Here is a 12,013-nt window from a genome sequence, read left to right as displayed (position 1 = left end):
GATTAAGATCCTTTTTGATACTGTTGGAAGCGTTTTTGCAGCTCTCTGAATTGATCAATGCGCGCGTCATAACGCGCCTGTTTCAGGCTACCGAGCGGCACCTGGGCGCTGGCGCTGCTAAGCGCTCTGATCGCCTGATCCATCTGACCATTTAACGCCAAACCCTCCGCGCGTGCCGACAACTCCTCATCCTGTAAACCCTGGGCTGCCGATGCCTGCGCCAGCAGATCCCAGCCGTTAGGATCGTTGGGATTCGACCAGGTATAACGATGAAGAATACGGCTGGCATTGGCCGGTTGTTTGGCTTCGACATAGGCATTGGCGAGGTTGAGCTGAATCACCGGATTGCTGTTGCTGCCCTTGGCGCTGCTCAACATCTTGATGGCCTGTTGTGGCTGATTCAGACCGATGTCGATGTCGCTCATGATATCGAGAAACCAGACATTATCCGGTTGTTTAGTCAGCATCGGGGAGATGATTTTCTTCGCGTTTTCAAAGCTTTTCGCCTGTAAAAACTGCACCGCTTTGCCGTATTGCGAAGCCTGCTGTTCGCGGGTATTGCCCTTGGCGTATTGATCGAGCAGGTCATCTGTCAGTTGGTTTTGACCGGTGGAATACATGCCAAGTGCGCGTACCTTCGCCATATAAAAATCCTGCGATGATTGCACCACCACCGGTCGCATCTGGTTCGCGCGGTTGCGCGCATCCGCCAGGCGGCTATCGGGCAGGGGGTGAGTCAGCAGAATTTCCGGGGGTTTGGAAGAGAAGCGGCTCTGGTCAGCCAGTTTTTGCAGGAAATTTGGCATCGCCTGGGGATCAAACCCGGCACGCTGCAACACCTGAATGCCGATGCGATCGGCCTCCTGTTCATTCGCTTGCGTAAAGCTAATCATACCCTGCTGGGTTCCGGCGAGGGTACCCATTAACCCGGCCATACCCGCTTGCGGGTTAGCAATAGCCAGCAGAATCGAGCCAAGCGCACCGACCCAGGTCAGCGGTGCATTGCGTTTTTGCTCTTCCATCGCACGCGCCAGATGGCGCTGGGTGACGTGCGAAATTTCATGCGCCATCACCGATGCCAGCTGGCTTTCATTATCGGTAAAGCGGAACAGCGCCGAGTGCAGCACCACGTTGCCACCGAAGAAGGCGAAGGCGTTCAGCTCATCATTCTGGATCAGATAAAAATGAAACGGTGTACGCACCGAATCGGCGTGCGCCACCAGCCGCTGTCCGAGTTGATTGATATATTGATTTAACAGCGGATCGTTGATCAGTGGTGCACTGGCCCGCAGTTGTCGTACATAGAAATCACCGATCTGTAATTCCTGGTTAATCGACAGCGTTGCGCCTGCCGTGGTGCCAATATCGGGCAGAGAGTCGCTCACGTCAGCCCTGACGCTCAGCACAGGCGTGAGAAGCAGCGCAGGAATAAGGGCTGCCAGCGCTGATTTTTTCAACCGGTTAAACATGCCTTGATCCTGTAAAAAGTGTCCGGAAATTGGACCGTTAAGTGGTGCAAATGTTCTGTAAAGCCATTCAGTTAACGCACATTGGTAGCGGCGCGATTTATCGCGCAGTTTTGAAAGACGCGCGATAAATCGCGCCGCTACCAATGTTGGGATGATTGTTTATCTTAACCACCCGCAGCATACAAGCAAGCAAAGCAGGGGGATGTGATGAATGCAAAATGTTGCTGTTGCCTGTTGATAAAAGCAGCAAAAATTTGAATAAAGCGACCTGGACGCCAGCAGGCTGTTTTCGGTTGGCTCAGATTAAAGATTGGTAAAGTTACTCAAAATTATTGAACCTGGCATAAGTTTTTCCAGGTTTTCTCTGAAAAACAAGCTATCTAAGCCCGAACTGGCCCATTTTATCCATCGACATTCTTTATCATGCCGCAAAAGGTTAAATGCGGCACTGTACATTAAGACGGCCATATTTTAAGTCGGTGTTTGTCATGACAAACCCTGTTACCGGCAAAACTTCCGACCAGCTATTTTTCAACTCCTCGCTCAGGCTCCATCAAAGTTGTTATTCAATTAGTCTCGCTAATTATTTTTCCTGCAAGTAAACCATGCGCGGGCAGTAAATCCGCCTGCTTTAGGCGTTGTCCTGGTGTGGTATAGATAACGTACTTTGTTCAAACGGACTTTCCATGCCTGCCGGAGTGTCTCTATGCGTACTGCTGTCTCCTGGGCCCTGATCGCGATTGTTGGGGGTTTTGTCGGTGCTGTCGTCAGCAGAAGCGATGACATCTATCAACGTGTCATGAACCACTTCTCTGCTCCACCAGCGGACCCGGAAGGTTTCTGGAGTACCCCAGGTATCGAAGGGTACGGCAAGATCCATTACGAAGCCGATGCCGCTTTTAAACCTGTACCTGGACTGAGCAACAAGATCGTCTTTCAGCTCACTAAAAACGAAGGTGATATTGCCCGGCCTAATCTCGGCCTTGAGCGCGTAGCAAGGGTGGTTAATCTCTACATCGCCTCGGGCGTACCGGCCGATCAGCTGCATTTTGTGGTATCGGTCACCGGAGATGCCACCCCGGCGATGCTGGATAACACGCATTTCAAACAATTTTATGGCACCGATAACCCCAATCTGCCGCTGATTGCGGAGTTGAACAAGCAAGGGGTAAAGGTGTCGGTGTGCGATCAGTCGGTGGCGTTTCATCATTATCCCAATGACTGGATCGATAAATCGGTGATTCACGCGCTCTCCAGCCCGACCACGGTGTCGACGCTGCAAAATCAGGGTTATGCGTGGTTGCAAATGTAAACAGGCATTTTGATGATGGTTGAGGAGAAGTGAAATGCGTCCAGCGACATACATTGTTGTGGCAGCACTGGCCGGTTTTGTTGGCGGCAATGTGCTCCAGATTCCCGATATGGTCGATAAATTCAGCGACCGCTTTGCGGATAAGAAAACCGAACCAGCCGATTTCTGGAGCACGCCAGCAATCGCGGGTTACGGCAAGATCCACTTTGTTGACACGCCTGCATACAATCCGGCCAGCACGCCTGGTTTGAGCAATAAAATCGTGTTCCAGATTAACCGCAGTGAGGGGGATATTCGCCAGCCGAATCTCGGGCTGGAGCGGGTAGCGCGGGTAACGAATCTTTATTACGCTGCCGGTGTGCCGTTGGAGCAACTGAACTTTGTGGTGTCGATCAATAGCGATGCAGTCCCCGCAGCGCTGAACAATGAACAGTTCCGCAAAGCCTACGGCGTGGATAACCCTAACCTGAAGTTGATCAGCGAACTGGAAAAGGCCGGGGTCAAGGTGTCGATTTGCGATCAGTCGGTGGCTTTCCATCAACTGGAGCGTGAATGGATTGACCCGATGGTGACGCATACCCTCTCCAGCGGCACCACCGTGGCGACGCTGCAAAACGAAGGTTATGCCTTCCTGATGCTGTAATTTTCCCCAGACGGCAGCATGCGCTGCTGTCATCTTGTTGTCATCTCCGCGCGATGTGGTTGTCACAGTTCACCGCTAAGTTAAACGCCAATGAGATCGATCTCATTGGTAACCGACGAGGCGAACATGTCCGATTTAGTGAGTGTGGCAAAGCTGGCTGGCGTCTCGCGCGCCACGGCGGCACGCGCCTTCTCTGATCCCCATCTGCTGCGACCAGCTACCCTGAATAAGGTCCTGGCTGCATCGGAACAGTTGGGTTTTCGCCCGAATCATATTGCCCGCCAGCTGCGTACGCAAAGCTCCACCACGCTTGGCGTACTGCTGCCTTCATTGCTTAACCCGATCTTTTCCCAGCAGCTTCAGGCTATGGAGCGCGAGGCGCGTGATGCGGGATTTGGGCTGTTGGTGGCGACCAGTGATTATCAGCCTGAGCGCGAAGCGGCAATTGTCGAACATATGTTGCGCCAGCGGGTTGCCGGGCTGGTTTTGACCGTGGCGGATGCCGACAACAGCGCGGTGCTGCATACCCTGCATGAGGCACAGATGCCGTTTGTGCTGGCGCATAATGTGCCGCAACAAAACGACTGGCCTGCGGTGTGTGTCGATAACCGCCGGGCGTTGCGCGAAGCAACAGACTATCTGCGGCAGCTCGGGCATCAACACATCGGCATGATTGCCGGTCCGATGTTGCAATCCGACCGTGCCCGCCTGCGTTATCAGGGCTACTGCGATGCCATGCAGCAGGCTGCCCTGCCAGTAATTGAAATGCCCAGCCATACCCATTCTGATTTTGCCCTGCTGCAACCCTGGTTGCAGGGGCCATCGGCGTTAACTGCGGTTATCTGCACCAACGATTTGCTGGCCATCAGCCTGATTGGCGCTGCCCAGCGTGCCGGGGTACGCGTTCCGCAGCAGCTTTCGGTGATGGGTTTTGATGGCATCGCTATCGGCGAACAACTTGTCCCGTCACTGGCGAGTGTGACGCAGCCTGGTGAATGGCTGGGTGCCTGCGCCATCGACATGCTTTTACAACCAGCCAGCCGCGGAACTCGCGTACTGGCTCATCAACTGCGGCCCGGCGAAAGCGTGGCTGCACCCTTTGCTTCTTTGCTTGCCAACACCAGGGAACCATCATGAAATTACACAAAAAAGCCAAAATCGTCGCCGGGGCGCTGGCCCTGACTATCGGTTCGTTATTCAGTGGGTTGACCCAGGCGGCGGAGACCGCGATTTGCTACAACTGCCCGCCGGAATGGGCTGACTGGGGTACCCAGTTGAAAGCCATCGCGCAAGATACCGGCATTCAGGTGCCTCAGGACAACAAAAACTCCGGCCAGGCGCTGGCGCAATTGGTGGCAGAGCAGGGCAATCCGGTGGCGGATGTGGTGTATTACGGCGTGAGTTTTGGCATCCAGGCGGATAACGCCGGCGTTACTGCCAGCTACAAACCGCAGCACTGGGATGAAATCCCGGCCGGAATGAAAGATCCCAACGGGAAATGGGTGGCGCTGCATTCCGGCACTATGGGTTTTATGGTCAACGTCGATGCGCTGGGCGGCGCGCCGATTCCGCAATCCTGGAATGATCTGTTAAAGCCGGAATACAAAGGGATGATCGGCTACCTTGATCCCGCCAGCGCTTTCGTCGGTTATGTGGCGGCGGTGGCGGTTAACCAGGCGCTGGGCGGCAATATGCACGACTTCACGCCGGGTCTGAACTGGTTTAAAAAATTGCAGGCCAATCAGCCGATCGTACCCAAGCAAACCGCTTATGCCCGCCTGATTTCTGGCGAGATCCCGATCCTGCTCGACTACGACTTCAACGCCTATCGCGCCAAATACAAAGACCACGCCAACGTGGCTTTTGTCATCCCGCAAGAAGGGACCGTGACGGTGCCGTACGTTATCAGCCTGGTGAAGAACGCGCCGCATGAGGCCAACGGCAAAAAAGTGATCGATTACGTGCTGTCTGATAAAGGGCAGGCGATCTGGGCAAATGCCTTCCTGCGTCCGGTACGTACCTCCGCGATGTCGGCAGCAGCGAAGCAATACTTTCTGCCAGACAGCGATTATGCACGAGCCAAAACCGTTGATTACCAGCAGATGGCCGATGCGCAGAAGGCGTTCTCTGCCCGCTACCTGAGTGAGATCCATTAATGTCGCTGTCCGACACCCTGGCGGCCTCGCGCCGCCAGACACGTAAACTGCCGGGCAGCCGCTGGCTATGGTTAACGCTGCCTGCGCTGCTGTTCTTCTGCGCTTTCTGGCTACTGCCTTTTGCCCGTTTGCTGCAAATCGGTATGCAGGCGGATCGCACCACGCTGCATAGCGGCTACTGGACGGTGATCAGTCAACCGCAGTATCTGCTGAGTTTGTTCAATACCGTGCTGTTGTCGCTGGCCGTGACGTTAGCGACGCTGCTTATCGCGGCGACTGTTGGTTGCTTTCTGGCACGTCAGCGCTTTGCTGGTCGCAGCACCTTATTAGCGTTATTGACCTTCCCGCTGGCGTTTCCTGGCGTGGTGGTGGGTTTTCTGGTGGTGATGCTGGCCGGACGACAAGGGCTGCTGGCGCAGGTCAGTATGAGCCTGCTGCATGAACGCTGGACGTTGGCCTATTCGCTGGTCGGGTTGTTTATCGGCTATCTCTACTTCTCGCTGCCGCGCGCCATTGTCACCCTGGTGGCGGCCAGTGAAAAACTTGATCGCTCGCTGGAAGAGGCGGCCCGTTCGCTCGGGGCCAGTCAGTGGCGCATCACCTGGGATGTGATCGTGCCGGGGCTGCAACCGGCGTTGCTCTCCACTGGCGCGCTCTGTTTCGCCACCAGCATGGGGGCGTTTGGTACTGCCTTTACCCTCGGCACCGATTTGGCGGTGCTGCCGCTGACTATCTATGGCGAATTCACCAACTACGCCAACTTCGCCACCGCGGCTGCGTTGTCGGTGGTGATGGGCGGCGTCGCCTGGCTGGCGCTGATGCTGGCACGCCGTCTGGCGCATCGCACTGAGAAGGAGGCGGCATGAATCGTCGTGGACTTTTTACCCTGCAACTGTTGATCACCACTCTCACCGCGCTGTTTATGATCGTGCCGGTAGTGTTGTCGATGCTGGCCGGGGTGACCAACAACTATTTTATTGGCCTGCGTAGCGGCCTGACGCTGAAGTGGGTGGATCAGGTATGGCAGATGTATGCCGGTACTTTCTGGCTGTCGTTGCTGATTGCCTTGTGCTGTCTGTTGGTAACGCTGGTGATTGGCGTTCCCGCCGCCTGGGGATTATTGAAAGCCCCACGCCGTTGGGCGGCTCGTATTGAAGAGTGCCTGATGCTGCCGGTGGCGCTGCCGGGGTTAGCCACGGCGCTCGGTATCATTCTGTTATATGGTCAGTTTTCCGGCCTGCGTGATAGCTGGCTATTTATCCTGATTGGTCATGTGCTGTTTACCCTGCCGTTTATGATGCGTCCGGTGCTGGCGGTGATGCAGGCCGTGGATATGCCACGGCTGGAAGAAGCTTCCGCCAGCCTCGGTGCCAGCCTTTGGCAGCGTTTTTTTACCGTGGTGGTGCCGAACTGCCGCAACGGCATTCTTGCCGGTGCTTTTATGGTTATCACTCTGTCGGTGGGGGAGTTCAACATCACCTGGATGCTGCATACGCCGCTGACCAAAACCCTGCCGGTCGGCCTTGCTGACAGCTATGCCTCGATGCGACTGGAAGTGGGGTCCGCCTATACCCTGATTTTTATCCTGATGATTCTGCCGTTGTTGCTGCTGCTGAATGCACTCAACCAATGGCTCAACCGCGCGGTTGCGCGCCAACACAAGGAGTCGGCATGAATAACGCCTCTGTCACCGTTCGGCTTCACCATTGCTCGCGTCGTTTTCATCATCACCTGGCGCTGCACCCGCTCGACCTGACGGTGAATGCCGGGGAAACCCTGGTGCTGCTTGGCCCTTCAGGCTGCGGTAAAACCACCACGTTGCGTATTATCAGCGGGCTGGAACGCTGCGATGCCGGTGGTGAGGTGTGGTTTGACGGACGCAACGTCACCGATTTACCGATCGAAAAACGTAATGTTGGCATGGTGTTCCAGAACTACGCGCTGTTTCCCAATCTCAATGTGGCCGACAACGTGGCCTATGGCCTGAAAGTACAGGGCGTGCCGCGTACTGAGCGAGAGGCGCGGGTGCAGGAGATGCTGGCGCTGGTGGATCTCAGCGCGCTGGCGCAGCGCAGTATCGACAAACTTTCCGGCGGGCAGAAGCAACGTGTCGCCCTGGCGCGCGCGCTGGCGGCGCGTCCTAAAGTCCTGTTATTTGATGAACCCCTGGCGGCGCTGGATGCACGCCTGCGCGATCGTCTGCGGCTGGAGATTGGCACGCTGCTGAAAAAGTTGGCGATCACCGCGGTATACGTGACGCATGACCAGCAGGAAGCGATGGCGCTTGGCGATCGCATTGCGGTGATGGAGCAGGGGCGGCTGGTACAAATCGATACGCCACAACGCATTTATCAGCATCCGGCGTCAAAGTTCGTCGCCGATTTTGTTGGTGCCATTAATTGTGTCGATGTTGACGCACGCGGTAATCCACAACGTTTTTGCCGCCCGGAAGACGTGCTGCTTGCCAGTGATCATCGCTATCCCCGTCAGGGCTTTGTCATCGCCAGTACCTTTCTCGGCGCGTCACAGCGGCTGATGATTGATATCGGCCTGGCGGCCCCGATCCAGGTGGATCGCCACGCGCGGGAAAGCTGGCATGCCGGACAGGCGGTGAGCTGGTCGCTGGCACAGGACGCCGCCCTCCATTTTTCTGCTTCCTGAGGAACGAAGATTGTCTGAAACCATGACGCTGGTTGCGCAAATCAGCGATTTACATATTAAGGCGCAGGGACGCCTCTCCTATAAAAAAGTGGACACCCAGGACGCGCTGTTGCGGGTGATTGAGACGCTTAACCGACTGCAACCACGCCCGGATGTGGTGGTGATCACTGGCGATCTGGTCGATTTCGGTCTGGCGGAGGAGTATCAAACCCTGCGTCAGGCGTTGGCAGGGTTAGCGCTGCCATACCTGCTGATGCCGGGAAACCATGATGATCGTCAGGCATTACGTGCCGCGTTTCCTGAGCATAGTTATCTGCAACAGGGGGAAACCCTCAACTGGCAGAGCCATGTCAAAGGATTAAATCTGCTGGCGCTGGACTCCAGCGTGCCGCAACAGCCGTGGGGTTATGTCGATGAAGCACAACTTCAGTGGCTGGATGAAAAGCTGCAACAGGAACCGCACGCGCCTGCGCTGGTGATGCTGCACCATCCACCTTTTATCACCGGCATCGGCCATATGGATCGACAACCTTTGCGCAATCCCGAGGCGTTGGCAGCGGTAATCAGCCAGCATCCGCAGGTGGAGCGGGTGTTAAGCGGCCATCTGCATCGCTCCATTCAGGCGCGTTTCGCCGGTACTCTGGCCTGCACCGCGCCTGGGGTGTCGCATCAGGTGGCGTTCGATTTGTCTGAAACTGGCCCCGCCAATTTTGTGCTGGAACCGCCAGGGTTTTTGTTGCACCGCTGGCATCCTCAGCAAGGGATGACCACACATTTGTGTGCCATTGGCGATTATCCCGGACCGTTTCCCTTTTACGATATAAACGGATTAATTGACTAATTAGCGCCAGATAAAAGCAAAAGAATTGGGGTGTCGGCAGGATGCTTAGTGCTCAAATTGGGTTGTGGGTGTACAATTCTCCGTTACCTCACCAGGGTAAGTACGTCCAACAATAACAAGACTGCCAGGCACACCAATGATGAACAGACTCCTGATGGCGGGTGCGCCATGTTAACGCGCATCTGGCCTAAAACTGATCTGCGCACGCTAATCATGCTGCTGGCGATCACCAGTATTGTTATCACGCTCGCTAATGCGTTGTACGCAACATGGCGGGTGCAACGCATGGTCCTGATCGAAAGCACCCTCGAAGCCAATCGCGCTTATGCCACCAAACTGGCTTCTACCACTGAAGTCTTCTTTCAACTGGCTGAATCACAGTTGCACTACAGCGCGACAAAACTGGGCAATGATTTTGATAACTCTGAGCTGGCTCAGGAAGAGGTGAATCGCCTGCGCGAGCAAACCAACAGTTTCAACTCGGTGGCGATAGTCGATACCGATGGCGTAGTGAAAGCCATTTCACCTGAATCGATGATGTTAAAAGGTATGCATCTCACCAGTCAGGCATCGCGTGAAGCCCTGGCGAAACGCCAACCTATGGTCAGTAAACCGACGCTTTCGGTAGCGAATAACCTGATTGTGTTTGTTTCCTGGCCAATCTGGAGCAACGATGGACGCTATCTGGGCTACATTGGCGGCACGATTTATCTGAAAAAGAAAAGTATTCTCAATGCGTTACTCGGCGAGCAGTTTTATCGCGATGGCACGCATGTCTATGTATTGGATCGTAATGACCAGGTGCTGTATCACCAGAACAGTCAACTGATTGGTAAAACGGTACCGGGGATTATCAGTGACCAGGAACGTCAGAATCGGACTAACGGTTCATTGCAATTGATGGAAGACGAGACATCGAAGTTGGCCGGTTATGCGATTGTGCCCACCACCGGCTGGATGGTGGTAGCGCTGAAACCGACCGACGTGACGCTGGCACCGCTCTCCGGCCTGTTGTTGAAAGTGTTGAAAAACTCGGTGCCTTTTGCGCTGTTAACCCTGCTGGCGGCAGTCATTCTTTCGCGTCTGATTGCTTTACCGCTATGGCAACTGGCGCGCAAGGCCAGCCAGATGGATACCCAAAGTGTGTCCGGTGAGATCAATGGTATCCGCGCCTGGTACTTTGAAGCCGCGCAGGTTAAACGCGCGATGCTGACCGGTATCGGTCTGGTGCAGGATAAAATCGGACGGCTGAAATCCGAAGTCCAGACGGATCCGATGACAAATTTGCTTAACCGACGCGGCCTCGGTGCGGTGCTGGATTACTTCCTTGCCATGCGTCAGCCGTTTGCAGTGCTGGCGCTGGATATTGATCACTTCAAACGGGTCAACGACAACTTTGGTCATGACGTGGGTGACGAGGTGATCAAAAAAGTGGCGCAGGCGTTGCGAAGCAGTGCTCGTCAGACCGATGTGGTTTGTCGTAATGGCGGCGAAGAGTTTTTGATGTTGCTGCCGGGGACTGCGCCGGAAGAGGCGAGAATCATCGCCGAAAGGTTGCGTCAAAGCATTGCTGATAGCTGGATTGATGCAGTGGGGAATATCACCATCTCGGTGGGTATCGCGCTGTGGCAGCCGGACAACGGCTCACAGGAGCAGAGCCTGAAACAGGCCGATGCGGCCTTGTATCAGGCGAAAAATGCCGGACGAAATTGTGTGATGCTGGCCGGGCAGGATGCGCTGGTCAGTAGTATTACGCGTTAAAGAGACATTATGGATTTGTAGCGGCGCGATTTATCGCGCAGATTTTTCCCGTATAGTGCACGGGTTTGCGCGATAAATCGCACCGTTACGGGAAAGGAAAGGTATGCTGGCTCTGCTTATTCAATGGTACAGACGTCGCTTTAGCGATCCCCAGGCAATTGGCCTGGTGGCAATTTTGCTGGCGGCGTTTCTTATCCTCTTCTTCTTTAGTGGCTTGCTGGCCCCGCTGTTGGTGGCGCTGGTGCTGGCGTATCTGCTGGAGTGGCCAACCGTCCGTTTAGAGCGGGTGGGATGTAGCCGCACCTGGGCTTCCAGCATCGTACTGGTGCTGTTCGGCGGTATCGTGCTGGTGATGGTGTTGATTGTTGCACCCGTCGCATGGCAGCAGGGCATCAACCTCACCCGCGATCTCCCCAATATGCTCAACAAACTTTACCTGTTTGCCGCCGGACTGCCGAAGCGTTATCCGGCACTGGTGGATGCGGGCATCATCGACATCGTGGTCGAAAACTTACGCAGCCGCCTGACCGGGCTAGGTGAGTCGCTGGTGAAATATTCACTGGCATCGTTGGTTGGGCTGATGACGTTGATGATTTACCTGGTGCTGGTGCCGCTGATGGTGTTTTTCCTGTTGAAGGATAAAGAGCAGATGTTAAATGCGGTGCGTCGCGTATTGCCGCGCAACCGTGGCCTGGCAGGCGTGGTGTGGCAGGAGATGAACCAACAGATCACCAACTATATTCGCGGCAAAGTGCTGGAGATGGTGGCGGTGGGCGTGGTGAGCTGGCTGGCGTTTCTGCTGCTCGGCCTTAACTACGCGCTGCTGCTGGCGGTGCTGGTTGGGGTATCGGTCCTGATCCCTTATATCGGTGCGATGCTGGTGACCATCCCGGTCATTGGCGTAGGGCTGTTCCAGTGGGGCCTGGGCAGCGACTTCTGGACCATGTTTGTGGTTTATCTGGTGATTCAGGGGTTGGATGGTAACGTCCTGGTGCCGATTCTGTTCTCGGAAGCGGTCAACCTGCATCCGCTGGTGATCATTCTGTCGGTCGTGATTTTCGGTGGGTTGTGGGGCTTCTGGGGCGTGTTCTTCGCCATCCCACTTGCTACGTTAATCAAAGCGGTGGTTCGGGCCTGGCCGGAAGAAACTATCGTGAATTAAAGAAAACG

At 55.3% G+C, this 12,013-nt stretch carries 11 protein-coding genes; 10 read left to right on the top strand and 1 reads right to left on the bottom strand.

What is annotated here, in order from left to right:
- Positions 1–2: 2 nt before the first annotated feature.
- Positions 3–1,469 (bottom strand): beta-barrel assembly-enhancing protease, encoded by a 1,467-nt coding sequence (gene bepA, locus AC6I8R_RS15225; protein ID WP_021184319.1) that lies wholly within the window; start codon positions 1,467–1,469, stop codon positions 3–5.
- Between the two features lie 706 nt (positions 1,470–2,175).
- Here bepA and AC6I8R_RS15220 point away from each other — a divergent pair.
- The 10 genes from AC6I8R_RS15220 to AC6I8R_RS15175 all read left to right on the top strand — a co-directional run bounded on the left by AC6I8R_RS15220 (position 2,176) and on the right by AC6I8R_RS15175 (position 12,005).
- The gene (locus AC6I8R_RS15220; RefSeq protein WP_036626447.1) at positions 2,176–2,781 is read left to right on the top strand and encodes a DsrE family protein; all 606 of its coding nucleotides are present in this window, start codon (positions 2,176–2,178) and stop codon (positions 2,779–2,781) included.
- 34 nt (positions 2,782–2,815) lie between these two features.
- A complete protein-coding gene (locus AC6I8R_RS15215) occupies positions 2,816–3,424 on the top strand; it encodes a DsrE family protein (protein ID WP_021184315.1) in 609 nt (202 codons plus the stop codon).
- 126 nt (positions 3,425–3,550) lie between these two features.
- A complete protein-coding gene (locus tag AC6I8R_RS15210; RefSeq protein WP_021184314.1) occupies positions 3,551–4,561 on the top strand; it encodes a LacI family DNA-binding transcriptional regulator in 1,011 nt (336 codons plus the stop codon).
- Positions 4,558–5,580, top strand: coding sequence for an ABC transporter substrate-binding protein (locus AC6I8R_RS15205; protein WP_021184313.1), 1,023 nt, complete (start codon positions 4,558–4,560; stop codon positions 5,578–5,580). Before AC6I8R_RS15210 ends, AC6I8R_RS15205 begins: the two co-directional genes overlap by 4 nt.
- Positions 5,580–6,446 (top strand): ABC transporter permease, encoded by an 867-nt coding sequence (locus tag AC6I8R_RS15200; RefSeq protein WP_415174789.1) that lies wholly within the window; start codon positions 5,580–5,582, stop codon positions 6,444–6,446. Before AC6I8R_RS15205 ends, AC6I8R_RS15200 begins: the two co-directional genes overlap by 1 nt.
- The gene (locus AC6I8R_RS15195; RefSeq protein WP_021184311.1) at positions 6,443–7,255 is read left to right on the top strand and encodes an ABC transporter permease; all 813 of its coding nucleotides are present in this window, start codon (positions 6,443–6,445) and stop codon (positions 7,253–7,255) included. The genes AC6I8R_RS15200 and AC6I8R_RS15195 overlap by 4 nt, the downstream gene beginning before the upstream one ends.
- Positions 7,252–8,241, top strand: a complete 990-nt coding sequence (locus AC6I8R_RS15190) for an ABC transporter ATP-binding protein (protein WP_497832541.1) — start codon at positions 7,252–7,254, stop codon at positions 8,239–8,241. The genes AC6I8R_RS15195 and AC6I8R_RS15190 overlap by 4 nt, the downstream gene beginning before the upstream one ends.
- Before the next feature lie 22 nt (positions 8,242–8,263).
- Positions 8,264–9,082, top strand: a complete 819-nt coding sequence (locus AC6I8R_RS15185) for a phosphodiesterase (RefSeq protein WP_497832766.1) — start codon at positions 8,264–8,266, stop codon at positions 9,080–9,082.
- Between the two features lie 168 nt (positions 9,083–9,250).
- Positions 9,251–10,843, top strand: a complete 1,593-nt coding sequence (locus tag AC6I8R_RS15180) for a sensor domain-containing diguanylate cyclase (RefSeq protein WP_415174786.1) — start codon at positions 9,251–9,253, stop codon at positions 10,841–10,843.
- 103 nt (positions 10,844–10,946) lie between these two features.
- A complete protein-coding gene (locus AC6I8R_RS15175; RefSeq protein WP_021184307.1) occupies positions 10,947–12,005 on the top strand; it encodes an AI-2E family transporter in 1,059 nt (352 codons plus the stop codon).
- Positions 12,006–12,013: the final 8 nt, after the last annotated feature.

This window comes from Pantoea sp. X-Soil-OKNW-713 (assembly GCF_059730685.1).
This window is presented reverse-complemented; position numbering and strand designations above follow the sequence as displayed.

Excerpts from the sequence above, each read along its gene's own strand:
- AC6I8R_RS15215 (WP_021184315.1), top strand. The coding sequence starts at position 2,816 with ATGCGTCCAGCGACATACATTGTTGTGGCAGCACTGGCCGGTTTTGTT.
- AC6I8R_RS15175 (WP_021184307.1), top strand. The coding sequence starts at position 10,947 with ATGCTGGCTCTGCTTATTCAATGGTACAGACGTCGCTTTAGCGATCCC.
- AC6I8R_RS15185 (WP_497832766.1), top strand. The coding sequence starts at position 8,264 with ATGACGCTGGTTGCGCAAATCAGCGATTTACATATTAAGGCGCAGGGA.
- AC6I8R_RS15190 (WP_497832541.1), top strand. The coding sequence starts at position 7,252 with ATGAATAACGCCTCTGTCACCGTTCGGCTTCACCATTGCTCGCGTCGT.
- AC6I8R_RS15220 (WP_036626447.1), top strand. The coding sequence starts at position 2,176 with ATGCGTACTGCTGTCTCCTGGGCCCTGATCGCGATTGTTGGGGGTTTT.
- bepA (WP_021184319.1), bottom strand. The coding sequence starts at position 1,469 with ATGTTTAACCGGTTGAAAAAATCAGCGCTGGCAGCCCTTATTCCTGCG.
- AC6I8R_RS15210 (WP_021184314.1), top strand. The coding sequence starts at position 3,551 with ATGTCCGATTTAGTGAGTGTGGCAAAGCTGGCTGGCGTCTCGCGCGCC.
- AC6I8R_RS15205 (WP_021184313.1), top strand. The coding sequence starts at position 4,558 with ATGAAATTACACAAAAAAGCCAAAATCGTCGCCGGGGCGCTGGCCCTG.
- AC6I8R_RS15200 (WP_415174789.1), top strand. The coding sequence starts at position 5,580 with ATGTCGCTGTCCGACACCCTGGCGGCCTCGCGCCGCCAGACACGTAAA.
- AC6I8R_RS15195 (WP_021184311.1), top strand. The coding sequence starts at position 6,443 with ATGAATCGTCGTGGACTTTTTACCCTGCAACTGTTGATCACCACTCTC.
- AC6I8R_RS15180 (WP_415174786.1), top strand. The coding sequence starts at position 9,251 with ATGTTAACGCGCATCTGGCCTAAAACTGATCTGCGCACGCTAATCATG.